This window comes from Nitrosospira sp. Nsp1 (genome assembly GCF_900100985.1).
Lineage (GTDB): Bacteria > Pseudomonadota > Gammaproteobacteria > Burkholderiales > Nitrosomonadaceae > Nitrosospira.
The window spans coordinates 54363-79737 of sequence record NZ_FMUF01000004.1 but is presented as its reverse complement, the minus strand read 5'-3'; the positions used below and the strand labels follow the sequence as shown (position 1 = coordinate 79737).

Genomic DNA, 25375 nt, shown 5'->3' with positions numbered 1-25375 from the left:
CTCAGTGCAAACTCGCAATTCCTGCTATAGCTATTTCCTTCAATATCTCCTGCGGATCATGGCAAAAGCTGCCAAGCCAACTGCTAATAACACCAGGCTACCTGGCTCTGGAACCGTTGCAGATGTAGTTGTACCTTTTCCAGTCACAATAAAATTATCATCAAATATTTCAAATGACTGCGAACCTGGAACCCCTGCTCCGATCCAATCAAAGCTGACTATGAAGTCGGCCGGTAACATGCCCGTACCGTCAATGGTCGAGGAGAAAACACCATCGGTATTGAAAGCAAGATCTGGATCCAATGAATAAGTTAGCCAACCCGACGGTGCCGCATCGACAGAAAGAGCAGCAAAATCCGATGGATCAAATAATACATTCAAGCCTTCGAATGCATCCAGTGAACCGGCAACATGATAGGTGAGCTGCCAGCGATCGAGTCCCGGCACGCTATCTGCCAGATCGGACGCCGTATACGTTACGGTTAATACCGACGCACCGACAGCTTGTACCGTCAGAGCCAATATGCCACCTAGAATAAACCTTGAAAGAAATCTCATTAATGCCACCTATTTTTATTATCTTCAATCATGAAACAGAACCTCCTTACCTGAACTCCGACTGAGCGTTTCGAGACAATTTTTGTGTAAAAATTCTCGACATCATTGATTTCCTGTCGGGCAAATCTCTGAAAACAACACATAAAACATGGTCACGTTGAAGAACGCTAGTGATTCCCTGAAAATGAAACGGGAGACATAAGAAATCCGTGGTTTTAGACCAATGTTTCGGTATTAAATAGTGAAGCTTTTTTGCCCTAGCGCAGGACAAGCATTATTCATACCAGATTCAAAAACTTTTTCTTATCATGGTATTAAGAAATTACAGATGGATTTGCTCTGATAAAATGTAAAGTTTGCTGACATTTTGTAATGAATTCGGCGCGTCAATGCTGATCATGCAACCTGAATAATATTATTCGTTCCGCATTTTTAATAATTAAAACTGAACCAAATGAATCCTGTGGTTATTATCTCGTTGCTTTTTTTGAATGCTGTTGCATGGGCGCAGACTGATGCGTTTGAGCAGCAGCGACAGGATCGGCAAAAGAATGAGCAGACGCTGAAGCGTCAACGTCAGCAACACCAGAAAGATTCTCAGCAACAGCATGAGTTTCAGCAGCAGCAACGCCAGCATCAGCAGCAGGAAAACCAGCGTCAGGAGCATCAACTAAAGCGTCAGCAAGAGCTGTTCCGCCGCCAGCATGAACAGCAATTGGAGCGACAGAACCAGCGCACTCAGCAGGAGGAGAAATTTGAACAGTGGCAGAAAGAATATCGCCAGCGGCAACAACGGAGGCAACAGCAGAACAATTCGCGGTCTGACTATTAATCTCTTAAAACACCGGTAACTATAACTATTGGGTAGATTGAGAAGTGAGTCAACCCGGCTTTTCCAGACACATTAGAAGGAAAACATGTGAACGAAAGTGTCATATGGAGGAGAGCAATGGAAACAGAATCCTGAGCGTAATCGAAAGCGATTCGGCAAGGAGTTCAAACTGGAAGCGATCAGGATTTTGGAACTTGGACATAAGCCTGCCACTCAGCTTGCTTTGGAGCTGTCATTGGCGGAGAGAGAGGGATTCGAACCCTCGATAAGCTTTTTGAGCCTATACTCCCTTAGCAGGGGAGCGCCTTCGACCACTCGGCCATCTCTCCACAAAGCACAAAGCAAAAAACGTAAAGCCACACTAGGATAGCGGTTTACAACTCTACGGTCAAACGTCGGGGCGTGTATTTGACGTCACGAATTGCATACCCGGTTGCTCGAACGGTTATGGCGCCTGATCCAGTTCAAACACCTTATGCAGCACGCGTACGGCGAGCTCCATGTATTTCTCATCCACCACCACCGAGATTTTTATTTCAGAGGTGGAAATCATCTGGATATTAATTCCTTCTTCCGCCAGGGCTCGAAACATCCTGCTGGCGATACCGACATGCGAGCGCATTCCGACACCCACTGCCGATACTTTGGCTATTCTTTCGCCGCCAATGACGCCACGCGCGCCGATATGGGCCTGAACCTGGTTCTCCAGGATATTCATGGTCCTGGAGAATTCATTACGGTTTATCGTAAATGAAAAATCCGTCAGGCCGTCATGGCCGACGTTCTGGATGATCATATCCACATCGATATTGGCATCCGCGACCGGGCCGAGAATCTGATAAGCGATACCAGGACGATCCGGCACACCCAGCACGGTAATCTTGGCTTCATCCCGATTAAATGCGATACCGGAAATAATCGCATGCTCCATGTTCTTTTCTTCCTCGAGAGTAATCAGTGTGCCCTCTCCTTCTTCCTCGAAGCTGGACAACACCCGTAAATTAACCTTGTATTTACCTGCGAATTCGACGGCACGAATTTGCAATACCTTCGAGCCCAGGCTCGCCATTTCAAGCATTTCCTCGAAAGTAATGGTCTTGAGCCTGCGAGCTTCAGGCACGATGCGCGGGTCGGTGGTATAAACGCCATCCACATCGGTATAAATCTGGCATTCATCGGCCTCAAGTGCTGCCGCTAATGCAACCGCTGTCGTATCAGACCCGCCACGGCCCAAAGTGGTGATACTGCCGGCTTCGTCCACGCCCTGAAACCCGGCCACCGCCACCACATACCCTGCATCGAGATCCCTGCGTATTTTATCCTCATCGATTTTCAATATCCGCGCTTTAGTGTGGGCGTTGTCGGTAAGTATCCTCACCTGGGTCCCGGTATAGCTTTTCGCCTTGATGCCCATATCCATCAGCGCCATCGATAACAGCGCGACAGAAACTTGCTCTCCAGTCGACACCATGACATCCAGTTCGCGCGGATCGGGATGCGACTGGAATTCCTTGGCTAAAGCAATAAGACGATTGGTTTCCCCGCTCATGGCAGAAACCACCACCACGACCTGGTGGCCACGGGATTGAAACTTCGCTATGCGCCGCGCGACGTTCTTGATGCGCTCAGTGCTGCCGACCGATGTACCGCCATATTTTTGAATAATAAGTGTCACGATTACCCGGCTTCTATGTTTGGAATAACGAACCTTGCCGCAAGCAAAACTGGATTATATGCCGGATCAATTTACAGCCGGTGATGGCAAGAGCTTGCCTCAGAGAATATAGTTTTTTATTTTTTGGATTTTACCTCATTACCGGAAAGAAAACTTGGAACAATTCCAGATAGGCAAAGCAAGCGCCAATTTCTTCCGTTCAGTCGCGGGAACTCGCAACGCGATCGCCGTTTACGACGGTGACTCCGTTCATTTACGCTATGCAGGTCAGTTGGAATTTGCGCCGCTACTTATGGTGAACCCGACAGTAATTCCCTAATGAAGACAGGGGATTCAGCCATTCGCTCCATCATATCTCCTTCCTTTCGCACCTCTCATCCCCGCGAAGCGCCATACGCTTGCGCCGAGGGTAACCCAAGGCTCCCCAAACATGCCAAAATGATAAGTATGAAGGTCCGACAAAGCCTGGCGAGGGGAAAAACCGACGCACTTAATACTTGCATAGAATAAAAAAACGAATTAAATTTATGTATGTGCAATAATTCTATAACATAACCTCAACAATAACCTTTTACCATAACCTGTGAGAGCCGACCCATGAAACTCTTCGAAGAAATATCCAATCCTCGTGAAATCCGCCGCAAATTGGGTCTTAACCAGCATGACTTCTGGAGCAAAGTCGGTGTCACTCAAAGTGGAGGCTCCCGTTACGAAAGCGGGCGGAATATGCCCCGGCCGGTAAGAGAGCTCGTGCGGCTCGTACATATGGAGCATATCGATCTCACCAAGATCAAAAAGGATGATCTGGCCGTGGCTGCATTGCTGAAAAGCCAGAATCCCGATTTGTACAAGAGCCTGAAGAAAGCGGCCAAGGCAAAGTAACAGTCAATATACTCGTCAAGGTACAGCCATTACGCTCCGGTTTGGTTAATGTCATTGAATATCGATGCGAAAATCGGGAAGGCGAGAATTGGAATTCACGGATTCAGCTTGACGGTGAGTCCGAGGGCGCGGATTTTCGTCGAAAATGACTCCATCCACGCCTGACCGATGTTTGTAAGCCTCGGTGCTTCCGGTTGCAGGGACGGGCGTGCAAGCCCATATAGCAATACCCCTTTGAGCAGCCATCCTCCTTGCAGGAATTTCTCTATAAATGTTAGATAGGCGTCCGATTCCAGCTGAGTGGGCGGCAAGCCATCGATTTGAAACACGCAGGTTTGCAGCCAGGTAGGGCATAAAAACGCAGCCAGTTCCAGGTTTTCACGAACCTGCTTCAGGCTCATGCTTGTATTGTTGATGGATCGCCTCCCCTCCCGGGTAACACTATCCAGCTTGAACCAGACCTCGCCGTTGAGCGCTGCCATACGGCGCAAGCCCGCCTGTACGCCAGGCCGCTCAATCAGGCTGCCATTGGTGATCAACACCAGCTTAAGCGCCTCGGGCAGGTCGTAATCGGCTTTCACGCGTCCGATCAGTTCCACCGCCTGTTCAAACTCCCGGGCACTGGTGGGTTCGCCGTTGCCGGAAAATGCGATGTCGTTGATGCGCCGCGCTTCCGGCGGTACTTGTGCCTGCATGAAGTTGCCGTGCAGAATTTCATGCAGAAACGTGCGCAATTCCGCTTCGAGCCTGGTCAGATCAATTACCGGCGCCGTTCCGCGTTTGAGCTCGGGAACCTGGCAATAAATGCAGCGCCAGTTGCATGCATTGTTGGGATTGAGGTTAATGCCTATCGAAACGCCCCCGGCGCGGCGCGACACCACGGGATAGACGTAGGTCATCCCCGCGACATCGCGGCTGTGGTCCTCGACATGCAATCGTTTAGTTCGCTGCAATGTTACAATTCCGATAATCCTAAATCCGGTAGTTGGACGGGGAGAAGTGTACTGTTTTTGGGGTGTAGGGCAAGGCGCAACGACGCGGAATGGTCGTTCCATTCCAAGAAGTTGCAACGCAGCCATGTGCCCCAGAAACTGTGCAATTCTCCCCGTAGCGCCCTCACCCGGAAGGTGAGCGTCAAATAATATGAAATATTGTCATTAATCACAACACTAACCTATTAAATGAGCGGTCAACTACCGGATTTAGGATAATGTTAATTACACGCAGGCTGGAATTCGATGCCGGCCACCGCATACCTTCCCATAATAGCAAATGCCGTCACTTGCATGGGCATCGCTACGCTATTGAAATCACCTTGTCCGGAGACATCATCACTGAAGCGGGCGTCGCCGAACAAGGGATGGTAATGGATTATTCCGAAGTAAAGCGCATCGCCAACACCGTGCTGGTGGACAAATGGGATCACGCATTCCTGGTATATTCCGAAGACGTAAAGTTATTGCAATTTCTTCAATCTCTGGAAGACCATAAAACAGTCGTGCTGGATACGCCACCCACGGCGGAAAATCTCGTGCTCACCGCATTCCGGATACTGGATGCGGCTTATCAGGATACCTATGGCAACCACCTTAGGCTGGAGCAGGTGCGCTTGTTTGAAACGCCCAATTGCTGGGCAGATGCCACGCGAGCCCAGGTATTGAAGATGCGCTGAATAAGTCTTGCGGCTTCGACATTTGCTTTATGCCATCTTTTTGTTACCATGCAAAATGAAAAATTCTGCAGACAAGTCTTTTTACCGTGAGCCCCTCTCCCATGCTAAATCAGCCCGTTCCCGATTTTGAGCTTCCTTCCACCAGCAATAAGGTATTCCGCCTATCCGAGGCGTCCAGAAAAAACCTCGTAATTTATTTTTATCCGAAAGACAACACGCCGGGATGCACCACAGAGGGTCAGCAGTTTCGCGACGCTTATGGCGAATTTAAAAAACTGGACTGCGATATTGTAGGTATCTCGCGAGACAGTATCAAGTCGCACGAAAATTTCAAGGCGAAAATGGAATTCCCTTTCGAATTGCTGAGCGACAGCGACGAAATCGCTTGCAAGCTGTTCGACGTCATCAAGATGAAAAATATGTATGGCAAACAGGTCCGCGGCATAGAGCGGAGCACCTTCGTCATCGATGCGGACGGGATCCTGCGGGCGGAATGGCGGAAAGTCAAAATTGATGGCCATGTCGAGGAAGTACTGGAATTCGTGAAGAACCTGGGCAGAGAAACTCATGAGTCCTAGAAAACCGGCTTCATCTACAGTTTCTCCCGTTACCAAAATCACCCGTTTGCGAACCAAGCCCAAGTTGTTCGTGCTCGACAGCAATGTGCTGATGCATGATCCCACCAGCCTGTTCCGTTTCCAGGAACACGATATTTATATCCCCATGGTAATCCTTGAGGAGCTCGACAATAACAAGAAAGGAATGTCGGAGGTGGCGCGTAACGCGCGCCAGACCAGTCGTTTTCTGGATGAGATCGTCAGCAGTGCGGTAACCGATATTGATCAAGGTATTTCATTGCAGCCGCACGGCAGCAAGAGCGCAACCGGACGGCTGTTCCTCCAGACACAGGCGATCACCAGCGTTTTGCCCATGCGATTGGCCAGCGGCAGCGCCGATAACCAGATCATCGGCGTCGTGAAATTTTTGCACGAAACCTATCCGGATCGTAGCGTTGCGCTGGTGTCCAAAGACATCAACATGCGTATCAAGGCGCGGGCGCTGGGGTTGGCGGCAGAGGATTACTTCAACGATAAGGTCCTGGAAGACACCGATCTTCTCTTTTCCGGGATACAGGAATTACCCACGGATTTCTGGGACAAACACGGCAAGGAAATGGAATCATGGCAGCAATCCGGCCACACGTTTTATCGCGTCAAAGGCCCGCTATGCGCCAGCTTTATCGTCAATCAGTTTGTTTATCTGGAGCATGACAAACCGTTCTATGCCAAAGTCACCGAGCACAGCGGCAAAACCGCCGTTCTGCAGACGCTCAAGGACTACACTCACCAGAAAAATAATACGTGGGGGATCACCGCACGCAATCGTGAGCAGAATTTTGCGCTCAATTTGCTGATGAATCCGGAAGTAGATTTTGTCACGCTACTGGGGCAGGCGGGGACGGGCAAGACGCTGCTCACACTCGCCGCTGGCCTGATGCAAACGCTTGAGCATAAAGTTTATTCGGAAATCATCATGACGCGCGTCACGGTGCCGGTAGGTGAGGATATCGGCTTTCTGCCGGGAACCGAAGAAGAAAAGATGACGCCGTGGATGGGCGCGCTGGAAGATAACCTGGACGTCCTCAACAAAACGGACAGCAGCACGGGAGAATGGGGCCGCGCCGCCACGCTCGATCTGATCCGTTCTCGCATCAAGATCAAGTCGCTCAACTTCATGCGTGGGCGAACTTTCATCAACAAGTTTCTGATAATCGATGAGGCGCAGAATCTTACGCCCAAGCAGATGAAAACGCTCATTACCCGCGCCGGACCGGCGACCAAAGTGGTGTGCCTGGGCAATATTGCCCAGATAGATACGCCTTATTTGTCCGAAGGAAGCTCGGGATTGACTTATGTGGTGGATCGATTCAAGGGATGGAGCCACAGCGGCCACGTAACGCTACAGCGCGGTGAACGTTCCAGGTTGGCCGATTATGCGACTGAGGTCTTGTAGCTTGCAAGCATGTATAGCTTGGCTTGATTAAGGCTCGGAACAAGCCAGCCTGCACCTCTGTGTTCCCTCAGATTACCGGTGCAGTCTCTGAATGAAATTCAGGTGCGCTCGTACGCGTTATTCGGCAGTTCTCAATAATGTCCGGATTTGGCGCAGCTCTCGAATCTGGTGTATTCCCCAAGGAAGGTAAGATCGACTTTGCCAATCGGGCCGTTCCGTTGCTTGCCTATGATGATTTCAGCGATTCCCTTGTCTTGCGTATCCGGGTTATAGACTTCATCCCGATAGATAAAAAGAATCAGGTCCGCATCCTGTTCAATGGCTCCGGATTCGCGCAGATCGGACATGATGGGGCGCTTGTTCGGGCGCTGCTCAAGGCTGCGGTTCAATTGCGACAGCGCGACGACAGGCACTTGCAGTTCTTTTGCCAATGCCTTCAGCGAACGGGAAATCTCGGAAATTTCAGTGGCCCGATTCTCGCCTTGACCAGCTGAGGACATCAGCTGCAAATAATCGACCACGATCAATCCCAGTTCGCCATGCTGGCGATGAAGCCGCCGCGCCCGCGCTCTAACCTCCAGCGCATTCAGCGCCGCGCTTTCATCGATGAAAAGTGGCGCCTCGCTCAGCTTGCCCAGCGCATGCGTCAGCTTGGACCAATCCTCATCCTGCAAGCGGCCGGTGCGAACCTTGTGCTGATCCAGGCGCCCTACCGAGCCCAGCATGCGCATTGCCAGCTGCGCTCCCCCCATTTCCATACTGAATACGGCGACGGGTTTCTCCAGTACCAGCGAAACATGCTCGGCAATGTTGAGCGAAAAGGCGGTTTTGCCCATGGAGGGCCTACCCGCGACAATAACCAGGTCACCCGGTTGAAAGCCGGAAGTCTTCTGATCGAGATCATGGAATCCGGTAGCGATTCCGGTCACATCGCTGGGATTATCCTGATTGTATAGTGTCTCGATACGCTCCACGACCTGCTTGAGGAGCGGTTGAATATCGATAAAACCCTGCTTTCCCCGCGCCCCTGCCTCGGCAATCTCAAACACCTTGGCTTCAGCTTCATCCAGCAGGGTCGCAGCGGAGCGCCCTGCGGGACTATACGCGGAGTCCGAGATCTCCGAGCCGACCTGAGCCAGTCTGCGCATCACTGCCCGTTCGCGCACGATTTCCGCATAACGCCGAATATTGGCTGCGGAGGGCGTATTTTGAACGATCACACCTACATAGGCCAATCCACCTACGTTTTGCAGCTCAGCTGATATTTCAAGCGACTCGGCGACGGTCACCACGTCCGCGGGTTTGCTATGCTCCACCAGTTTGCAAATGTGGCGATAAATGAGCCGATGGTCCTGCCGGTAAAAATCATCCTCGGTGATGACGTCAGCCACCTTATCCCAGGCATAATTATCAAGCATCAACCCGCCCAGTACAGACTGCTCCGCCTCAACCGAATGTGGCGGCATTTTGTAGGATTCAAGCAACTGATCGTTGGTGGCTGCGGTGCGGAATTGAGCCATGGGATCCGGGTGGCGTTACGGGGAAGGGGAAGATTTTACCATCCGTACGATATGGATATACGGAAAAACGAGAAAAGGGCTATAAACAGCCCCTGGGAAACCTCTGAAGAAATCCCCTGTCGAGCCCCTGGTTGTCAACGCTGGGTCGGCAACCAGGACTTGAAATCAAAGGATCATTCAGGGGTATTCAGAACCATCCTGCAGGAGTACCCTGGCGCGGATGGGCGTACTTTCAGGAAGCAGCCTCGCCCAAAACGGAGACAACAATATTTGCCAGTACTTCACTATGCAATGCGATCGTGACAGGGTGGTCTCCCACCTGCTTCAATGAACCTTGGGGCATGCGTATCATTGCCCGTTCAATCTCGAAGCCCTGGGCTTTCAATGCCTCCTCGATATCGGCGTTGGTAACTGAACCGAACAGTTTGCCGTCAACGCCGGCCTTCTGGCTAATCTGCACCATTAATCCGTCCAGTTTTTCCGCACGCGCCTGAGCAGCAGCCAGCACATCCGCGTGGGTTTTTTCCAATTCCGCGCGCTTCACCTCGAACTCGGCAATGGCTGCCTGCGTTGCCCGCTTTGCCTTGCCTTGCGGAATAAGGAAATTCCGCGCATACCCGTTTTTGACTTTGACAACGTCACCCAACTGGCCGAGATTGAGAATTTTTTCCATCAGTATGATCTGCATATCGTCGCTCCTCAGTGCAAATCGGTGTAAGGAAGCAATGCGAGAAAGCGCGCGCGCTCAATAGCAATACTTAGCTGGCGCTGATAACGCGACTTGGTACCGGTAATGCGGGCCGGAATGATCCTGCAGTTTTCATTGATGAAATCTTTCAATAACTCGACATCCTTGTAATCCACGGTTTTAATGCCTTCCGCGGTAAACCGGCAGAATTTCCTGCGCTTGAACAACGGGCGGTTGGCCTTTTTGTCCTTGTCCTTGTCTTTACCATCTTTACGTCTTGAAATAAAACGAGCCATGATTTTTCCTGTCTTGAAATGAGGGCCTGAATAATTTAAATAAGGTCAACTTTGTTCACATGCAGCACCAGCTGCAAGCTCATCCGGCTTTTTTTTGCCAGAAAACCCGCGAGTTTCACCAGCGTATCGGGCGCTATGCCCGCAATGGCTTCAGCCATCTGTGCTAGCGCCACTGCCGAAATTTCGCACTCCACCTGGCGCGGCTTATCTGCTTCGATCTGGCGGGAGACGTGGCTAATCTTGAATTCCGTCACCGCCACCCCCGCCGGTGTGTAACGCAAACTACCGATTTCGATAATCTTTCCGCAAATTACAGTCTGGTTGCAGTTCAATTATTGCCGGGCCTACGTCGCGAGAGTGGTTTCTTTAAGCTCCTCCGCTGCTGGCGCGGCTGACCTTGGTTTTTCTTCGCGCATCATCGGCGAAGGCGTCGTTACCGGCCCGCCCATTTTAGTGGTGAGATGCCGCAATATCGCGTCGTTGAATTTAAATGAATGATCCAGTTCGTCCAGTGTTTCCTGATCACATTCGATGTTCATCAGCACGTAATGCGCCTTGTGAACCTTCTGGATCAGGTAGGTGAGCTGGCGGCGCCCCCAATCTTCCAGGCGGTGAACCTGTCCGTTTCTCGCAGTAACGATTCCGCGGTAACGCTCGATCATCGCGGGAACCTGCTCGCTCTGGTCAGGATGGACGATAAAAACGATCTCGTAATGTCGCATGCAATCTCCTCATGGATAGAGCCTCCCGCGATGCGAACACGGTGAGGCAAGGGTTGAAAAACCGGGTACTATACTGAACCGGGAAAGAAATATCAATTGGCAAAGGCATTTAAACAGGCATCAATGAAGCTCGGATAGTCTCACGCGGGCGCGACAGTGGCTTTTGTAGCAGCCTCCCCAGCGGCTTCCTGGCTAGTGCGCTGCCGGCGAGTCTCGAAGAGGCATATGCCGGCGCTGACAGAAACGTTCAGGCTTTCGACGCTGCCCAGCATGGGGATGGCAACAAGGCGATCACAGACCTCGCGCGTCAGCCGGCGCATACCTTTCCCTTCCGCGCCAAGCACCCAGGCAACAGGCCCCTCCAGCTTCACAGAGTTGAGATCGATGTCCGAATCGGCCGTTGCTCCGATTATCGATATACCGCGCTGTTTCAGCTCCCGCAACGTGCGAGCCAGATTAGTCACGGAAACATACGGCACGGCATCGGCTGCACCACTCGCTACCTTATGCACCGTGGCGGTGAGCCCTACGGCACGGTCCTTCGGCGCGATCACGGCATGAACGCCAAAGGCATCTGCCACCCGCAGGCAGGCGCCCAGATTGTGCGGGTCCTGTATGCCGTCCAGCACCAGAAGCAACGCAGGTTCAGTCAGCGTGTCCAGCACATCGTCTATATCCACATAACTGCGAGAGGCGTCTATATTCGCCGCCACGCCCTGATGGCGCGCACCACCGGCCATCGCCGCAAGCCTGGTGTTATCGCATGAGATCAACCGGACCTCCTGGGTTTCGGCAAGCTTCGCCAAGTCACGCGCGCGCTGGTCCCGGCGCTCGGCATCGAGAAAAATTTCCTTGATGCTGGCAGGATTTTGCCGCAGTCGGCTGGTAATAGCGTGGAAGCCGAATATAAGGCGTATATGGGACATCTATAAATAGATCAATTGAGTAAGTAGATGGGTCAGGAATGTAGCGACTCCGGCTGATCGGAGCCCAATCTATCCTGCGCTCCGGGTTAACGCCGAGTTAACTCTGATCTCCCGTATCGCGCGAACTGGTTCCGGCCAAGACAAAATCGATCTTGCTCGACTCCAGGTCGACTCGCACCAGCTTGACGCTGAGTCGGTCGCCGAGGCGATAACGCTTGCCGCTGCGCTCACCCAGCAACATGTGCTTGCCGGCATCGAAATGGAAATAGTCGCTGGGCAATTCCGAAATATGCACAAGCCCTTCCACATAAATACCATCCAGCGCCACGAAAAGGCCAAAGCCGGTTACGCCGCTGATCACGCCTTCAAAGCGCTCGCCTATTCTGTCCTGCATGTAATAGCATTTAAGCCACAACTCTACATCGCGACTGGCATCGTCTGCACGGCGCTCTGTCTGTGAGCAGTGCACACCCAGTTCATGCCAATCGCCGGGAGAATACGTTCCGCCATTCAATACTGTCTTGATCGCACGGTGCACCAGCAGATCGGGATAGCGCCGGATAGGTGAAGTGAAATGGGTATATGACTCGTATGCAAGCCCAAAATGGCCAATGTTGTCCGGGCTGTAAACCGCCTGGCGCAAGGATCGCAACATCACTGTCTGCAAGAGCTGCGCATCCGGTCTATCCTTGATTTTACTCAGCGTCCTGGCGTAGTTTTTAGCGCTCGGCTCGTCGCCGCCGCTTAGCTGCACGCCGAATTCCTTGAGGAAATCACGCAGGGCAAGCAGCTTTTCCGGGGTAGGGCCTTCGTGGATACGATAGAGCGTGGGTTGTTTATGTTTCTGCAAGAAATCCGAGGCACACACGTTCGCCGCCAGCATACATTCTTCGATCAACCGATGGGCATCGTTGCGCTTCACGGGAAGAATGCACTCGATTTTTCCCTGATCGTTGAAAATCATCTGGGTTTCAATCGTTTCAAAATCGATTGCGCCCCGTTTGCCTCGCGCCTTGAACAACACCTTGAATAGTTTGTAGAGCAACTGAATGTGCGGAAGAAGGCTCTTGTATTGCTGGGCATCCTCACCCTTGGGATCTTCCAGCATCGCTGCCACTTTGGTGTAGGTCAACCGTGCCTGGGAAAACATGACTGCGGGATAAAAACGATACTCCTGAAAATCGCCCGCTGCATCAATGCTCATCTCGCATACCATGCACAAACGCTCCACCTGCGGGTTAAGCGAACATAGACCATTTGAAAGCACTTCCGGCAACATCGGAATAACGCGCCGCGGGAAATAAACCGAGTTGCCTCGATTCAAAGCCTCGCGATCGAGCGCATCCGTGGGGCAAACGTAGTGGCTGACATCCGCAATGGCTACATATAGCTTGTAACTTTTCCCGTCGCGCTCGCAATACACCGCGTCGTCAAAATCGCGTGCGGTTTCCCCATCTATCGTCACCAGCGGTAAATGACGAATATCCTCCCTATCGGCCAGATCCGCTTCCAGCACGCTATCGGGGAATCTGACTGAACGCTCTTCCACTTCTGGTGGAAACTGATGGGGCAAATCGTGTTTCCGGAGAGCAATTTCGATCTCCATGCCGGGGGCGGTATACTCACCCAGAATCTCGACGATGCGGCCGATGGGCTGCGCGTTCTTGCTGGGCTGCTGGATGATTTCGACCATCACCACCTGGCCCGCCCTGGCGTTCATGGATTCTTCCGGCGGGATCAGAATATCCTGGCTGATACGCCTGTTCTCCGCCTCCACGAACAAAATGCCGTGATCGGCGTGCAAGCGGCCAACCAGTTGAGTGACGGCACGCTCCAGCACCTCCACAATAGTGCCTTCCCTGCGTCCACGCCTATCCACCCCAATTTCGCGCACCATCACACGATCGCCATGCAGCGCCTTGTGCATTTCCTTGGCGCTCAAAAACAGATCCGGACTACGATCGTCGGGTACCAGGAAGCCGAAACCATCCGCATGCCCCTGGATCCTCCCCTTGATAAGATCGAGCTTGTCCACCACGCAGATATCGCCCTTCCGGTTACGCATAATCTGACCCTCGCGTAACATCGCGGAAACACGGCGACTGAAAATTTCGTTTTCTTCGTCCGTAATTTCCAGCAGGCTCTGCAATGCTTTCTCATTCACGGGAACGCCATGCTCTTCCAGAATCTGGAGCATGAATTCGCGGCTCGGCAGCGGATGACCATATTGAAGCTTCTCGCGCTCAAGATGAGGATCAAGATCGCGGAGTTTGCGTTTCTTCTTAATTGACAAAGCAATGGTTTCCTATAAAATTGCGACCTCTGCCCCGCACCCTGTATCGTAAGTCCCACTCCGGACAGGATGCGAGCATTGCCCAGATGGCGGAATTGGTAGACGCACTAGGTTCAGGTCCTAGCGGTGGCAACACTGTGGAGGTTCGAGTCCTCTTCTGGGCACCAGGTTATATTCTTCAAGACCCCTCTCTCCGGCGTGTTCATTGCCTATCAGGCATGTTACGCCTATCACTTGATTCAACTATTGCGGTATTCAATCCACTCCATTTGCTGCCTGCTCCGTCATTTTTCCGTCAGGAATTTCATTGCGGCGTATATCAGGAAACAGGGCAAAGGGCGGTACGTCGAAATAGACAAAGAAGACATTCGGAAGCACGCTACTTCTGACTCAAAAACAGAAGCGCTAAATAAACGGCTGATGCCGAGGTCTTGATTATAGCAGCGAGTATCGCCACTTCTCGAACAAGCGCTGAACTTGCCGGAACTGTGTCGTCTGACGAAATCATTGCAAGCGGTGAATCGCCACTCGCAAACACCAGCAGTGTGACAGAAATGCATCAGTCTTGAAATAGTTCTCTTGTATGTATCCTGTATCGGCCCTATATTTCTTATGATAAGCGGGTTGATCAGACTTCTATCAGCCGAACTGTGCCGGATCAAGTAATTTCTAGCTGTAAAATCTTACAGCTATCCATGAACGCCAATCCATTGTCTCATAGCGTACTTACCTGCCATTCAATAGATGGCCGAATCATGGCTCTTTAACAGAAGAAAATCTATGCCATCCAGGGCTTTAACCGGACTTCAATCTCTAACGCCGGCGAATGGAGCATGTCGGAACATTCATAGCCGGACTTAGCGCGGAATTGCAATTGGTGATGACCAACCCGATTTTGCCGCCGCGCGCCGCAAAGCGCCGTTTCCCGAGTTCCTTGTCCTGAATATTCCGTCTGCTATTTCCCATCTTCAAAAGACAGCGGTAATGCCACTAAAACCAGATCCTGCATCCTTCTTATGACGATTGCAAAACAGGCCTAATTTTTGCCGTATGAAACCCTGCGAGAGAAAACAGAAAGCGGCAATCTTATTCCTTTCAATTCACATTGGAATAAAGTGAAGCAGATTTTCGTCGTTAACTATGTAGCGACTCACTCGAAATCAGTGTCTATCGCACATGGCAAAAAATTTTCTATCCTTTATAAACGATATGCATATGCATGGCTTGTTTCCCCCACACTCATCGATAAGCGATGCCCCCGAAGCGGGCCGATTTGCGCAGAAAACACACTCTGGCCCTTGCTTTCCAATCTTTGGCAAAAGCTTCTTCATCATGAAACCGGCGGCTGGAAGGACGAGCGAACGGGGCTCAGCCGGACTGACCCGCCTTCTCCGGTCAGTTGATCAGCAAAGAAATCTCATAAGTAATGGATTGCGAGCGACGTTACTTTTGGGCTCTTCCAAATGAACGACGTCGTGGCCGCTTTCAACGAATATTTCGAAATTATCCATGTCGATTCTCCGGAATTGCTACGTGAGGTATTTCGCCTGCGCTATCAAGTGCTATGCATCGAGCAGCGTCTTCCCGGTTTTGACGTGTCCTGTTATCCGGAAGGGTACGAACGCGACAGCTATGATGACCATTCATCTCATATTCTTCTACAGCACCGTTCCTCTGGTGATTATGTAGGAACAGCACGTCTGATATTGCCCGATCCGGTGAATGTGGAAAAACCATTTCCCATCGAGCAGCATACCCAGTTTGATCCGGCACTTATTGATGTCCATGCGTTACCGCGACGTAATACAGCCGAAATATCGCGCCTGCTTATCGTGCGACGGCTTCGCCAACGCAGAGGTGACAATGAGAAAAAACCTCAAAGGGAGCTTGTTGCAGGGAATAAGCGGCGCTTTCCTCATCCCATCCTGGCGCTTGTTGTTGGCATCATACAAATGTCCGCTCAACACAATATCACACACTGTCTTTCGGTAATGGATCCTTCATTGAACAGATTATTAGCTCCCTATGGACTGCAGTTTGATGCCATCGGACCATTAGCGGACTATCACGGCCCACGTCGACCCTACATCATTGACCTGATCAAAATGCTGGAAACCATTTATGTACACAATAGCGAGATATGGGAATTGATTACGAATTACGGCAGCGTCCGGTTAGGGCCTCTAAAGCATACCTGCGAAATATCGTCGCTGGAAATGTCAATAGCGAGACTTTAGAGTAGAGATGTAGAGATCACTTAGAAGTCAATCACTTCTATCACAACCAGGTGCGTTTCTCAATTGCGCCCACTCTTTTATTCTGCCAGCTATCTCAACGGTGGGGGCTTCAGCCCGGCTGCGGTGCGCAAATGGCATGAATGACAGATCAATAATTTAAACCGTGACAATTAAAAAAAATACCGGTCGTCTTATCCTGCTCTTATATCTGCTGCTCAGCATGCTGTGCACTATAAGCATTGCTCGGGCAACGGATCACTATGAGGTCGTGACTCACCCCGGAGTCAGCGAGAAAACGATTTCCAGGAGCACCCTACGCGCCATCTTCGGAATGCGCCTCCACGAGTGGCCGGACGGCACGGCCATACGGATATTCGTAATGCCGGACGACGCGCCTCTACACGCCATCTTTGCTAAAGAGGCACTGAATGTCTTTCCCTACCAGCTTCGCGCCGCCTGGGATCGATTGGTATTTTCGGGAACCGGTCAAGCCCCCAATACAGTAAGTTCTCCTCAGGAAATGCTTGCCAAGGTCGCCAGCACGCCTGGAGCAATTGGTTATTTAACTAAATCCAGGATGGACGGTAGTGTCAATGTACTCCAGATCAAATAGCCGCTCTCGCAGCCGTTTCCTGATGGCTATCAGGCTCGCTCTCGTGCCGTGCGTGCCGGGCATCCTATGGAGCTGCGCTGTGCAAGCTGAAAAGTTGCCGCAAAATCTGCAAATACATGGCTTTGCAAGCCAGAGCTGGTTGAAGAGCTCCGGCAACAACAACGTTTTCGGAAAAAGCGCTTCTGATGACGGCAGCTTTGACTTCAGGGAGCTGGGATTGAACGCTTCGATGAGGCCACTACCCAAGCTGCAGTTTTCGGCACAGATGCTGTCGCGCTGGGCGGGCAAAGGCAGCCCCGGCAATATCCGGCTGGATTACGGTTTTCTCGATTACACAATGTTCTCCGGCGAGAGCAATCAACTGGGAATACGCCTGGGCAGGATGAAAAACCCAATCGGCTTCTATAACGATACCCGCGACGTACCCTTCACGCGGCCAAGCATACTGCTGCCACAATCCATTTATTTCGACCGCACGCGCAAGCTGGCATTAGCCGCAGATGGCGCACATCTATATGGCGAGCAACGCTCCGATATCGGAAACATTTCATTTCAGCTAGGGGTGGCACGCCCATTGGTCAGAGGTGCGGAAGCAGAGGTAGCCTTGTTGGGTTCGGATAGATCCGGCAGATTCGTGTCGGAAATGTCTTATATCGGCCGTGTCGTTTATGAGCTCGACGAAGGTAGATTTCGCTTAGCATTCAGTGGATCGCAACTCAATATAGGATATAACCCGACAGCAAGTGATCCAATTCAAGCCGGTTCTATCCGCTTTACGCCGCTCGTTTTCTCGGCTCAATATAATGCCGAGCGTTGGAGCCTCACTTCCGAATATGCCCTACGCCATTTCGAATTCAAGAATTTCGGTGTAGCGCCACTCACATTGGATTTCTACGGGGAAAGCTATTACTTTCAAGGTGCATATCGTTTTACTCCTGAATGGGAGGCCGTAATTCGATACGACGTGCTTTATACCGACAGGAACGATCGTAGTGGAAGCAAATGGGCTGCGGCTTCCGGACGCCCTGCACATAACCGCTTCGCCAAGGATATAACTGTGGGGCTGCGCTGGAACGTCACGCCCGAGTTCATGCTGCGCGCCGAATATCACCGGGTCAACGGTACGGGCTGGCTCTCTACCCTTGACAATCCTGTTCCTGGCGATCTGTCCCAGAACTGGAATCTCTTCTCAATCCTCGGTTCCTATAGGTTCTAGCGATAACTTGATGGAGCATAATTTCCATATGAACAAGGTTCAGCCCGACGGCACGGTACGCTCCGCGCCGCCCGGATTTCTGAGCCTGAAATGGAAAGTTCTGCTGCTGAGCAGTTTGATATTGGTCTTTATCGTAGTCTCATTCACTGGAATCACTTATTTGAGCCTGATGAGCGATTTTGAGTCTCAAAGGCGCGCGCAGCACAAGCGTTATGCCAGTGAAGTTGAAGGTTTGATAGATCAGATCTCGAAAGATCTGCATCAGCTTGCTGAATTGCTTCCTTTCCTGGAAGGAATGGGACCAGACCTGCTGGCGGCCAATGGAAAAAACATCGCCGAAACATTCGATCCATATTGGGCATCATTGCAGCTTAATAAGGGTATCGAACTGATACGTTTTTATGATAACTCCAATCAGTTATTGGCAAGCTGGGGTATTCCGGAATCCGACACTCATGAAGGCGTAATGCTGAACTGGATTCGTGAAGTGAATGTGCGAGAACAGCCTATCAGTTCTCTGAACTGCCAGAAAGAATGCACTCAGTTCGTGGTGGTACCTCTGCTGGTAGAGGGCAAGAGTGTTGGCGTCGTCATCATCGGCGCACCTCTGATCGATGCCGTCCTGGGATTCAAGGATGTTTCCGGTGCTGATATCAGCTTGCTTATCAGAGAGCACGACGGTGACAGGAAGAGCACCGAGATGATAATTCCCGGCTGGAATGTTCGGATTGCCGCACACAGCAAAGAAATGAATACTGCAATTCTCACTAAAGTCGCGGAGCGGTATCCCGACTTCAGCCACCTGGAAAACGGCGTTCAGATTGCTTGGGATGACCAATATCTGCAAATCAAACCGCTTTCCGTGAACAAAATAGAAGAGCTCGATAAGGCGCAGTTTATTGTCGTCACCGATATCACCTCCACCATGCATACCATCCAAAGTTCAACACAGCAGAACATAATCATCGGGGCGGTGGGGCTCATGCTTTCCGAGCTGTTATTATTTTTCATTCTCAGCAGGCCATTGTCGCGGCTCAAACATATCGCCTTCACGCTGCCGCTTCTGGCCCGGAGCAGCTTCAAGAATTTCCGGTCGGAGCTTCATACCGATGGCCAGAAACCATGGCTGAAAGATGAAATTGGCATGCTTGATGAAACAGCCGTGGCCCTATCCTATCAACTGGAGAAACTTGAAGACCAGGTCGCCGATCGGACTCAGATATTGGCGAGGAAGATGAATGAATTAAGCAAGGAACGGGATTTCATCACAAATCTGCTCGACATCGCGCAAGTCATTGTAATGACGCAGAACGCCGGCGGTGAAATTCTCACACTAAATGCTTACGGCGAAACGCTTATCCAGTATATGGAAAAGGAGCTGCAGGGAACACCGTTCATCAATCTCCTTACGCCTGATGGAGATATGCGCGATCTTCCCACCTACCTTGAGGAGGTACGCTCTGACCAAAGAGACCAATTGCGTCATGAAGCCAACGTCCTATGCAGGGATAAATCGACAAGGCATATTCTCTGGTTGCATTCCCGCCTGACTCGACATACCGAGAATGACCCGGCAATGCTCTCGGTAGGGCTCGATATGACCGAACATAAACGCACAGAAAGCCGACTGGCATGGCTGGCTGACCATGATCCCCTCACCAACTTGTATAACCGGCGCCGTTTTCAGGAAGAACTGGAGCAAATGCTGAATCTGGCAGCCCGCTATGAACATTCGGGCGCGCTGCTATTCTTTGACCTGGATCAGTTCAAATATATAAACGATACGAGCGGACACCAGGCAGGCGATGCTTTGCTGAAAATGATCGCGCACATGTTGCATGGCAGCGTACGCAGCGTAGACATACTCGGACGTCTGGGCGGCGATGAGTTTGCAGTGATACTGCCTCAAACCACGGCGGAGGGAGCAATAGAAGTCGCAAAAAATGTTCTTGTTTGCCTGAATCAGGGAAAGATCACCATAAACGGCCGAAGCCATAAGGCGTCGGCCAGCGTTGGTATTGCGGTTTTTCCCGAGCATGGAAATAACGTGCACGACTTATTGGCGGCGGCGGATCTCGCCATGTATCAAGCCAAAGAAGCGGGACGAGGTGGCTGGCATCTGTTTTCAAACGAGGAAAAGACCCGGGAGCGCATGCATACCCTCGTATATTGGAAAGAAAAGATCGAGCATGCGCTTTTGAATGAACGATTCTTGTTCTATTTCCAGCCCATCATGCATATCGCGAACAAGACCGTTGACCATTACGAAGTGCTGCTACGCATGCTCGACGATAATGGAACCGTGCTTGCTCCTCAATATTTTATACCGGCAGCAGAGCAAACCGGCCTTATCCATGCCATCGATCATATGGTTTTACGGAAATCCATTGCTCAAGCGGCGGAAATTCAACACAACGGGCTGCGTGTCCGCTTTTCGATAAACCTTTCAGCCCATGCATTTCATGATCCCGAATTGCTATCGATCCTGGAGGAAGCTTTCACTCAATATAACGCGGATCCTTCAAACTTCATGTTTGAGATAACCGAGACGGCGGCGTTAGAAGACTTGTCCGCAGCGCGAGAGCTCATGGAAACGATTAGAAAGCTCGGCTGTAGCTTTACACTGGATGATTTCGGCGTCGGCTTCTCTTCGTTCTATTACATACGGCAGCTTCCCATCGATGTGGTGAAAATCGATGGTTCGTTTATACGCAATCTGGCGGACAGCCCCGACGACCAGATACTGGTAAAAGCGCTATGCGATGTGGCACGGGGATTCGGGAAGAAAACAACGGCCGAGTTCGTGGAGAACGCAGCGACTCTATCCCTTCTGGAGAAAATGCATATAGATTACGCGCAAGGCTTTTTCATAGGAACGCCGATCCCCGCGCATGATTCGCCGTTCAAGGAATTTTTGTAGGCGTAGCTTGCATTCTTTCGTGTTCAGCCTCGCTTCGAGAAATACAACGCTGGAGCAACGGCAAAGAATCAAGCAGTGGCCGGTTCAGGACATTACAGGGCATTAGCGCCGGATCCGATAGACGGAATTATTGCTGGATCGTGGAGGCGATGAAGAGAAACGGCTGACCCGCATAACCCATCTCAGGCTTCTTCAGGGTCGGGGTTTTCCGTCAATGCCGGTTTTAACTCGGCGTTGGCTGAACCGGCTTCTGCAAGATTGATTTTACCGGGAATTTTTGGCGTTTCGCACGTTACATCCGCATTTTGCGCACGATGGCGCAAGGCGTGATCCATCAGTACCAGGGCCAGCATTGCTTCCGCGATGGGTGTGGCACGAATACCTACACAGGGGTCGTGCCGGCCGTGAGTTTCCACCAGGGCCGGATTCCCGGCCTTATCCACCGAGCGTCGTCCCAGGCGGATGCTGGAGGTCGGCTTGACAGCGATATTCACAACGATTTCCTGACCGGTAGAAATCCCGCCCACTATACCGCCCGAATTGTTGCTCAAGAATCCGCCGGGCGTAATCTCGTCGGAGTGTTCGGTTCCCCTCTGGGCCACGGCGGCAAACCCGGCGCCGATTTCGACACCTTTTACCGCATTGATGCTCATCATGGCGTAAGCGATTTCCGCATCCAGGCGATCATATACTGGCTCTCCCCAGCCTACCGGCACGCCTTCCGCCACGACACAGATCTTCGCACCGACGGAGTCGCCGGATTTGCGCAGCTTATCCATGAATTCTTCCAGGCTGGGCACCCGATCGGGATCAGCGGCAAAAAATGGATTTTGCCCAACCTCATCCCATCGTTTGAACGGAATTTCCAGGGGCCCCAACTGCGCCATGAATCCGCGTATTACCGTGCCATATCTCGTATACAGCCATTTCCTTGCAATCGCCCCTGCCGCAACCCTTACCGCGGTTTCGCGGGCAGAGGCGCGTCCACCGCCTCGGTAATCGCGTATCCCGTATTTTTGCCAATAAACGTAGTCCGCATGCCCTGGCCGAAAGGTGTCCATGATTTTGCTGTAATCCTTGCTGCGCTGGTCCTCGTTCCGGATCAGCAACGCAATCGGAGTACCCGTGGTCTTGCCCTCGAACACCCCGGAGAGAATCTCGACTGTGTCCGATTCCCGCCGCTGGGTCACGTGGCGCGAGGTACCGGGCTTGCGCCGGTCCAGATCCTGCTGGATATGCTCGGCGGATAACTCCATCCCTGGCGGGCAGCCATCGACGACGCAACCTATCGCGGGACCATGCGATTCGCCAAAAGAAGTAACGCAAAAAAGCTTGCCAAGGGTATTGCCGGACATTTTATTTTCTCGCCAGATCAATGCTTCGAGTTTAACATATCCCTCGTATTTCGCCATTTTCACCCACGTAATCCGATCATGGAAAAACCTGATCCCGACAAGATAACAGGCCCTGGTGGTTTGACCTTGCGCCAGATTCATACACAGGTAAAGCTAAGCACGACTCGTGATCAACGGGAAATCGCTCAGGATGAATCTGCGCAATCGCTCACCCGGTGGCAACGATTGATCCGCTACGCCTGGACCAGGAAAAGAGGAAAAACATGAGGGCCGTGCTGATGAGTACGCCGGGTGCACCGGATGTACTGATATCGGCCGATATACCCATACCCGCACTCACCGATGCATCCAGCGTGCTGGTAAAATTGCACGCTGCAGGCGTAAACCCGATAGACGCCAAGGTGCGCAAGCTCAACATTTATTACCCGGATAAACTGCCTTCGATTCTGGGCTGCGATGGCGCAGGGGTGGTGGAAGCGGTAGGTAGCTCAGTCAGTCGCGTACGCCCAGGGGATGAAGTGTTTTTTTTTTCATAACGGCTTGGGCGGCGCACCGGGAACCTATGCCGAATACACGGTTGTGCAGGAAGATTATCTCGCATTGAAACCGGAGAATCTGACCATGCCGGAAGCTGCCGCTGTACCGGTGGCACTGATTACCGCGTGGGAAGCATTGATAGACCGCGGCGATCTGAGGAGAGGCCAGTCAGTACTGATTCATGCGGGTGCGGGCGGCGTCGGCCATATTGCGATACAGTTAGCTCACCTCTTTAACGCACGTGTTGCCACCACCATTTCGAGTCCGCAGAAGGCCGAGTTTGTGCGATCGCTAGGTGCCGATCTGGCAATAGACTATACCCGGCAGGATTTTGGTGAAGCGGCGTTAAACTGGACGGATGGGTTGGGCGTGAGACTGGTATTGGATACGGTGGGTGGCGAAACTTTTTGCAAATCGTTCGCCGCAACCCGCATGTACGGCAGCGTAGTAACACTGCTCTCGACCACTTGCGACATCGCGTACACCAATATCGCACGGCTACGCAACCTGAGTATCGGTTACGTACAGATAACCACCCCGCTCTACTTCGGCTTGCACCCGGCACGTGTCGCGCAGACTCGCATACTCGAGCGCGGCGCAAAACTGATCGAGCAAGGCCTGCTCAAGGTTCATGTTGATCAGGTGCTGCCGCTGGACCAGGCAGCGGAAGCACACCGACGCATTGAAGCGGGGCATACCCACGGCAAGATAGTGTTGCAGATTGTTTGAACAGCCAGCAGATTCAGCCAGAGATGCATTGATCTACCTGTGAACGCGCTCCAGGCGTTTACTGGAGAACCTGTTCAGGGATTTCCAAGCATCTCAACCCCCCATGCTACCCCAAAGCCGGTGACGTCGCTTCCTACGACGCCCAATCCACTTTTGCTATTGCTGGCGGACAGATCCATGTGCAGCCAGGGTACATCGTCCACGAACCGGTTGAGGAAGCGGGCGGCGAGAATATGATCGGCCTCGCCCTCCAACGAGCACTGCTTGATATCGGCAATTTTGCTTTCCAGTTCCGCATCATAGTCGGCATCCATCGGAAATGCCCAGATTCGCTCGCCCGTCGCTTTTCCGGCGGTTAATGCTTTCTGTACCAGATCCTCCCGATTACTGAAAATGCCACTATAATGCGATCCGAGCGCGACGTGCATGCTCCCGGTCAGCGTCGCAAAATCGATCATCACATCGGGCTTCTGCCTTGCCGCCAGAGTCAGCGTGTCCGCCAGTACCAGCCGTCCTTCTGCGTCGGTGTGGATAATCTCGACAGTGGTGCCATTCAGGGTCGTTATGACGTCGTTCTGTTTGTAGGCATGCGGGCTGATGTGATTTTGAGCAATGGCGAGCCAGCAATCGATATTCACCAACAGATTGGCGCGAGTTGCAGCTAATAAAATCCCTAACGCAACTGCCGAACCGTTCATATCCTCATGCATGCCGTGCATGTGGCGGGCCGGCTTCAAATTATGGCCACCGGTATCAAAGCAGATGCCTTTTCCCACCAGCGCCACGGTTTTGTTCGCCTTCTTCACGCGTCGTTGCAAATGCACGATGGCGGCATCTTCGGGATCGCTACCCTGCGCCACGGCAACAAACGCTCCGGCACCCATTTTACGCAGCGCCTTGACATCGAATTCCTGATACTTCCAGCCTTCGGTGCCAGCGAGCTTCTTGACATGCCTGCGATAGAGCTCCGGCGTTAATTCGTTGGGTGGCAGTATCGTAAGTTCACGCGTCACCAGATTACCTTCCGCTTTGGCGGCTAATAGCGCAAAGCTGTCCGCTTCCTTATGGCCGTGCACGACAATTCGGGCGAGCGGCCGCCGCCGCGTGTTTTTTTTGTCTGTTTTCCGGGAAGGCAGCACCGGGCCATTAATCCAGGCTGCATATATTGCCAGATGCGCGAAAGCGCGCCTTTGGTCATCATTGCCATAGACCGCAAGATTTATTTCCGCAGGGGTTTCCTCCAGCAACAATTGCACGGCTTTGCGTATGGATGTTTGCTGCTCGAATACAGACTTGCTCAAATCCACCGCCACCCAAACGCATAAGGAACCGCTCTCGATATTGGCTGCCACTGGATTACCCGCGATCTCCCCCAACTGCATTTTTCGACGTGATAATAAGGTTTCCAGTATATTTTTCCCCAAAAAATCAGGCTTATTCCGAAGCTTATCCGATGGGGCGGATTGCGGCAGTACGACCAGAATATGCGTTGCCTTGGTAGACGAGCTTATGGATGAAGCGTTTTGTGTCAATGATGCAAGCATTGGCTGTCCTCGAAATAAGTTATAAGCGATACTCGCAGCCTGTCGGACTCAAAGGAAATCGGCTGCAAAAGCGTCTGGCTGGTTCATATTTCGCTGCTTTTTCGACCAATAGAATAACTATTGGTCTTCAAAATCCCCAAAATCTAC

The 25375-nt window shown here is 51.8% G+C and carries 24 protein-coding genes and 2 tRNA genes; 13 read left to right on the top strand and 13 right to left on the bottom strand.

Annotation, left to right across the window (positions count from 1 at the left end; genetic code table 11):
* Positions 1 to 39 precede the first annotated feature (39 nt).
* The gene (locus tag BLP78_RS03700; RefSeq protein ID WP_090456628.1) at positions 40 to 558 is read right to left on the bottom strand and encodes a PEP-CTERM sorting domain-containing protein; all 519 of its coding nucleotides are present in this window, start codon (positions 556 to 558) and stop codon (positions 40 to 42) included.
* A gap of 454 nt (positions 559 to 1012) precedes the next feature.
* On the opposite strand from BLP78_RS03700, the gene BLP78_RS15130 reads away from it, so the two are divergent.
* On the top strand, positions 1013 to 1390 hold the full coding sequence (locus BLP78_RS15130; protein WP_143002883.1) for a hypothetical protein: 378 nt from the start codon (positions 1013 to 1015) through the stop codon (positions 1388 to 1390).
* 236 nt (positions 1391 to 1626) lie between these two features.
* On the opposite strand, the gene BLP78_RS03690 is transcribed toward BLP78_RS15130, so the two are convergent.
* Positions 1627 to 1719: transfer RNA gene (locus BLP78_RS03690), tRNA-Ser, on the bottom strand.
* Between the two features lie 116 nt (positions 1720 to 1835).
* On the bottom strand, positions 1836 to 3065 hold the full coding sequence (locus BLP78_RS03685; RefSeq protein WP_090456624.1) for an aspartate kinase: 1230 nt from the start codon (positions 3063 to 3065) through the stop codon (positions 1836 to 1838).
* 597 nt (positions 3066 to 3662) lie between these two features.
* Between BLP78_RS03685 and BLP78_RS03680 the strand changes: the two genes are divergently transcribed.
* Positions 3663 to 3947, top strand: coding sequence for a helix-turn-helix domain-containing protein (locus BLP78_RS03680; protein ID WP_025041617.1), 285 nt, complete (start codon positions 3663 to 3665; stop codon positions 3945 to 3947).
* A 95-nt stretch (positions 3948 to 4042) separates the two neighbouring features.
* Here the strand turns inward: BLP78_RS03680 and BLP78_RS03675 are convergent, their stop codons facing one another.
* Entirely contained in the window at positions 4043 to 4846 is an 804-nt protein-coding gene (locus BLP78_RS03675; protein WP_090456884.1) for a radical SAM protein, read from the bottom strand.
* 311 nt (positions 4847 to 5157) lie between these two features.
* On the opposite strand from BLP78_RS03675, the gene queD reads away from it, so the two are divergent.
* The 3 genes from queD (at position 5158) to BLP78_RS03660 (ending at position 7632) form a co-directional block, all read left to right on the top strand.
* Positions 5158 to 5619, top strand: coding sequence for a 6-carboxytetrahydropterin synthase QueD (queD, locus tag BLP78_RS03670; protein WP_025041620.1), 462 nt, complete (start codon positions 5158 to 5160; stop codon positions 5617 to 5619).
* Between the two features lie 101 nt (positions 5620 to 5720).
* Positions 5721 to 6197, top strand: a complete 477-nt coding sequence (locus tag BLP78_RS03665; protein WP_090456621.1) for a peroxiredoxin — start codon at positions 5721 to 5723, stop codon at positions 6195 to 6197.
* Positions 6187 to 7632: a PhoH family protein gene (locus BLP78_RS03660; protein ID WP_090456618.1), complete on the top strand. Its 1446-nt coding sequence runs from the start codon at positions 6187 to 6189 to the stop codon at positions 7630 to 7632. Before BLP78_RS03665 ends, BLP78_RS03660 begins: the two co-directional genes overlap by 11 nt.
* 131 nt (positions 7633 to 7763) lie before the next feature.
* On the opposite strand, the gene dnaB is transcribed toward BLP78_RS03660, so the two are convergent.
* The 7 genes from dnaB to rnr all read right to left on the bottom strand — a co-directional run bounded on the left by dnaB (position 7764) and on the right by rnr (position 14077).
* Positions 7764 to 9152 (bottom strand): replicative DNA helicase, encoded by a 1389-nt coding sequence (gene dnaB, locus BLP78_RS03655; RefSeq protein ID WP_090456616.1) that lies wholly within the window; start codon positions 9150 to 9152, stop codon positions 7764 to 7766.
* Between the two features lie 232 nt (positions 9153 to 9384).
* Positions 9385 to 9840 carry a 50S ribosomal protein L9 gene (rplI, locus tag BLP78_RS03650; RefSeq protein WP_090456614.1) on the bottom strand — a complete coding sequence of 152 codons (456 nt, stop codon included), beginning with the start codon at positions 9838 to 9840 and terminating at the stop codon, positions 9385 to 9387.
* 11 nt (positions 9841 to 9851) lie between these two features.
* The gene (gene rpsR, locus BLP78_RS03645) at positions 9852 to 10136 is read right to left on the bottom strand and encodes a 30S ribosomal protein S18 (RefSeq protein WP_090456612.1); all 285 of its coding nucleotides are present in this window, start codon (positions 10134 to 10136) and stop codon (positions 9852 to 9854) included.
* A 35-nt stretch (positions 10137 to 10171) separates the two neighbouring features.
* The gene (gene priB, locus BLP78_RS03640; RefSeq protein WP_025041626.1) at positions 10172 to 10468 is read right to left on the bottom strand and encodes a primosomal replication protein N; all 297 of its coding nucleotides are present in this window, start codon (positions 10466 to 10468) and stop codon (positions 10172 to 10174) included.
* 12 nt (positions 10469 to 10480) lie between these two features.
* Positions 10481 to 10858 (bottom strand): 30S ribosomal protein S6, encoded by a 378-nt coding sequence (gene rpsF / locus BLP78_RS03635; RefSeq protein WP_025041627.1) that lies wholly within the window; start codon positions 10856 to 10858, stop codon positions 10481 to 10483.
* Between the two features lie 140 nt (positions 10859 to 10998).
* Positions 10999 to 11784, bottom strand: coding sequence for a 23S rRNA (guanosine(2251)-2'-O)-methyltransferase RlmB (rlmB, locus tag BLP78_RS03630; protein ID WP_090456610.1), 786 nt, complete (start codon positions 11782 to 11784; stop codon positions 10999 to 11001).
* Between the two features lie 97 nt (positions 11785 to 11881).
* On the bottom strand, positions 11882 to 14077 hold the full coding sequence (rnr, locus tag BLP78_RS03625) for a ribonuclease R (protein WP_090456608.1): 2196 nt from the start codon (positions 14075 to 14077) through the stop codon (positions 11882 to 11884).
* Between the two features lie 80 nt (positions 14078 to 14157).
* On the opposite strand from rnr, the gene BLP78_RS03620 reads away from it, so the two are divergent.
* From BLP78_RS03620 to BLP78_RS03600, 5 genes are all read left to right on the top strand, one after another.
* Positions 14158 to 14244, top strand: a tRNA-Leu gene (locus BLP78_RS03620).
* A gap of 1296 nt (positions 14245 to 15540) precedes the next feature.
* Entirely contained in the window at positions 15541 to 16314 is a 774-nt protein-coding gene (locus tag BLP78_RS03615) for a PEP-CTERM/exosortase system-associated acyltransferase (RefSeq protein WP_090456606.1), read from the top strand.
* A gap of 163 nt (positions 16315 to 16477) precedes the next feature.
* On the top strand, positions 16478 to 16927 hold the full coding sequence (locus tag BLP78_RS03610; protein WP_256330014.1) for a substrate-binding domain-containing protein: 450 nt from the start codon (positions 16478 to 16480) through the stop codon (positions 16925 to 16927).
* 79 nt (positions 16928 to 17006) lie between these two features.
* The gene (locus BLP78_RS03605; protein WP_256330013.1) at positions 17007 to 18143 is read left to right on the top strand and encodes an OprO/OprP family phosphate-selective porin; all 1137 of its coding nucleotides are present in this window, start codon (positions 17007 to 17009) and stop codon (positions 18141 to 18143) included.
* A 28-nt stretch (positions 18144 to 18171) separates the two neighbouring features.
* Entirely contained in the window at positions 18172 to 21063 is a 2892-nt protein-coding gene (locus BLP78_RS03600) for a bifunctional diguanylate cyclase/phosphodiesterase (RefSeq protein ID WP_256330012.1), read from the top strand.
* Positions 21064 to 21245: 182 nt separating this feature from the next.
* On the opposite strand, the gene aroC is transcribed toward BLP78_RS03600, so the two are convergent.
* Positions 21246 to 22418, bottom strand: coding sequence for a chorismate synthase (gene aroC, locus BLP78_RS03595; RefSeq protein WP_090456880.1), 1173 nt, complete (start codon positions 22416 to 22418; stop codon positions 21246 to 21248).
* A gap of 78 nt (positions 22419 to 22496) precedes the next feature.
* Between aroC and BLP78_RS03590 the strand changes: the two genes are divergently transcribed.
* Genes BLP78_RS03590 through BLP78_RS03585 form a run of 3 tightly spaced genes read left to right on the top strand, consistent with a single transcriptional unit; the run spans position 22497 to position 23684 of the window.
* The gene (locus tag BLP78_RS03590; protein WP_090456600.1) at positions 22497 to 22685 is read left to right on the top strand and encodes a hypothetical protein; all 189 of its coding nucleotides are present in this window, start codon (positions 22497 to 22499) and stop codon (positions 22683 to 22685) included.
* Positions 22686 to 22696: 11 nt separating this feature from the next.
* A complete protein-coding gene (locus BLP78_RS15900) occupies positions 22697 to 22954 on the top strand; it encodes an alcohol dehydrogenase catalytic domain-containing protein (protein WP_256330011.1) in 258 nt (85 codons plus the stop codon).
* Positions 22932 to 23684: a zinc-binding dehydrogenase gene (locus BLP78_RS03585; RefSeq protein WP_256330010.1), complete on the top strand. Its 753-nt coding sequence runs from the start codon at positions 22932 to 22934 to the stop codon at positions 23682 to 23684. The genes BLP78_RS15900 and BLP78_RS03585 overlap by 23 nt, the downstream gene beginning before the upstream one ends.
* A gap of 74 nt (positions 23685 to 23758) precedes the next feature.
* Here BLP78_RS03585 and BLP78_RS03580 read toward each other — a convergent pair whose 3' ends face one another.
* Positions 23759 to 25228 (bottom strand): M17 family metallopeptidase, encoded by a 1470-nt coding sequence (locus BLP78_RS03580; RefSeq protein ID WP_090456598.1) that lies wholly within the window; start codon positions 25226 to 25228, stop codon positions 23759 to 23761.
* Positions 25229 to 25375: the final 147 nt, after the last annotated feature.

What these genes read in the sequence shown, in the direction of transcription:
- BLP78_RS03700 (WP_090456628.1), bottom strand. Translation starts at nt 558, where the DNA reads ATGAGATTTCTTTCAAGGTTTATTCTAGGTGGCATATTGGCTCTGACG.
- BLP78_RS15130 (WP_143002883.1), top strand. Translation starts at nt 1,013, where the DNA reads ATGAATCCTGTGGTTATTATCTCGTTGCTTTTTTTGAATGCTGTTGCA.
- BLP78_RS03680 (WP_025041617.1), top strand. Translation starts at nt 3,663, where the DNA reads ATGAAACTCTTCGAAGAAATATCCAATCCTCGTGAAATCCGCCGCAAA.
- BLP78_RS03675 (WP_090456884.1), bottom strand. Translation starts at nt 4,846, where the DNA reads ATGACCTACGTCTATCCCGTGGTGTCGCGCCGCGCCGGGGGCGTTTCG.
- queD (WP_025041620.1), top strand. Translation starts at nt 5,158, where the DNA reads ATGTTAATTACACGCAGGCTGGAATTCGATGCCGGCCACCGCATACCT.
- BLP78_RS03665 (WP_090456621.1), top strand. Translation starts at nt 5,721, where the DNA reads ATGCTAAATCAGCCCGTTCCCGATTTTGAGCTTCCTTCCACCAGCAAT.
- BLP78_RS03660 (WP_090456618.1), top strand. Translation starts at nt 6,187, where the DNA reads ATGAGTCCTAGAAAACCGGCTTCATCTACAGTTTCTCCCGTTACCAAA.
- dnaB (WP_090456616.1), bottom strand. Translation starts at nt 9,152, where the DNA reads ATGGCTCAATTCCGCACCGCAGCCACCAACGATCAGTTGCTTGAATCC.
- rplI (WP_090456614.1), bottom strand. Translation starts at nt 9,840, where the DNA reads ATGCAGATCATACTGATGGAAAAAATTCTCAATCTCGGCCAGTTGGGT.
- rpsR (WP_090456612.1), bottom strand. Translation starts at nt 10,136, where the DNA reads ATGGCTCGTTTTATTTCAAGACGTAAAGATGGTAAAGACAAGGACAAG.
- rpsF (WP_025041627.1), bottom strand. Translation starts at nt 10,858, where the DNA reads ATGCGACATTACGAGATCGTTTTTATCGTCCATCCTGACCAGAGCGAG.
- rlmB (WP_090456610.1), bottom strand. Translation starts at nt 11,784, where the DNA reads ATGTCCCATATACGCCTTATATTCGGCTTCCACGCTATTACCAGCCGA.
- BLP78_RS03615 (WP_090456606.1), top strand. Translation starts at nt 15,541, where the DNA reads ATGAACGACGTCGTGGCCGCTTTCAACGAATATTTCGAAATTATCCAT.
- BLP78_RS03600 (WP_256330012.1), top strand. Translation starts at nt 18,172, where the DNA reads ATGAACAAGGTTCAGCCCGACGGCACGGTACGCTCCGCGCCGCCCGGA.
- aroC (WP_090456880.1), bottom strand. Translation starts at nt 22,418, where the DNA reads ATGTCCGGCAATACCCTTGGCAAGCTTTTTTGCGTTACTTCTTTTGGC.
- BLP78_RS03590 (WP_090456600.1), top strand. Translation starts at nt 22,497, where the DNA reads ATGGAAAAACCTGATCCCGACAAGATAACAGGCCCTGGTGGTTTGACC.
- BLP78_RS15900 (WP_256330011.1), top strand. Translation starts at nt 22,697, where the DNA reads ATGAGTACGCCGGGTGCACCGGATGTACTGATATCGGCCGATATACCC.
- BLP78_RS03585 (WP_256330010.1), top strand. Translation starts at nt 22,932, where the DNA reads ATGAAGTGTTTTTTTTTTCATAACGGCTTGGGCGGCGCACCGGGAACC.
- BLP78_RS03580 (WP_090456598.1), bottom strand. Translation starts at nt 25,228, where the DNA reads ATGCTTGCATCATTGACACAAAACGCTTCATCCATAAGCTCGTCTACC.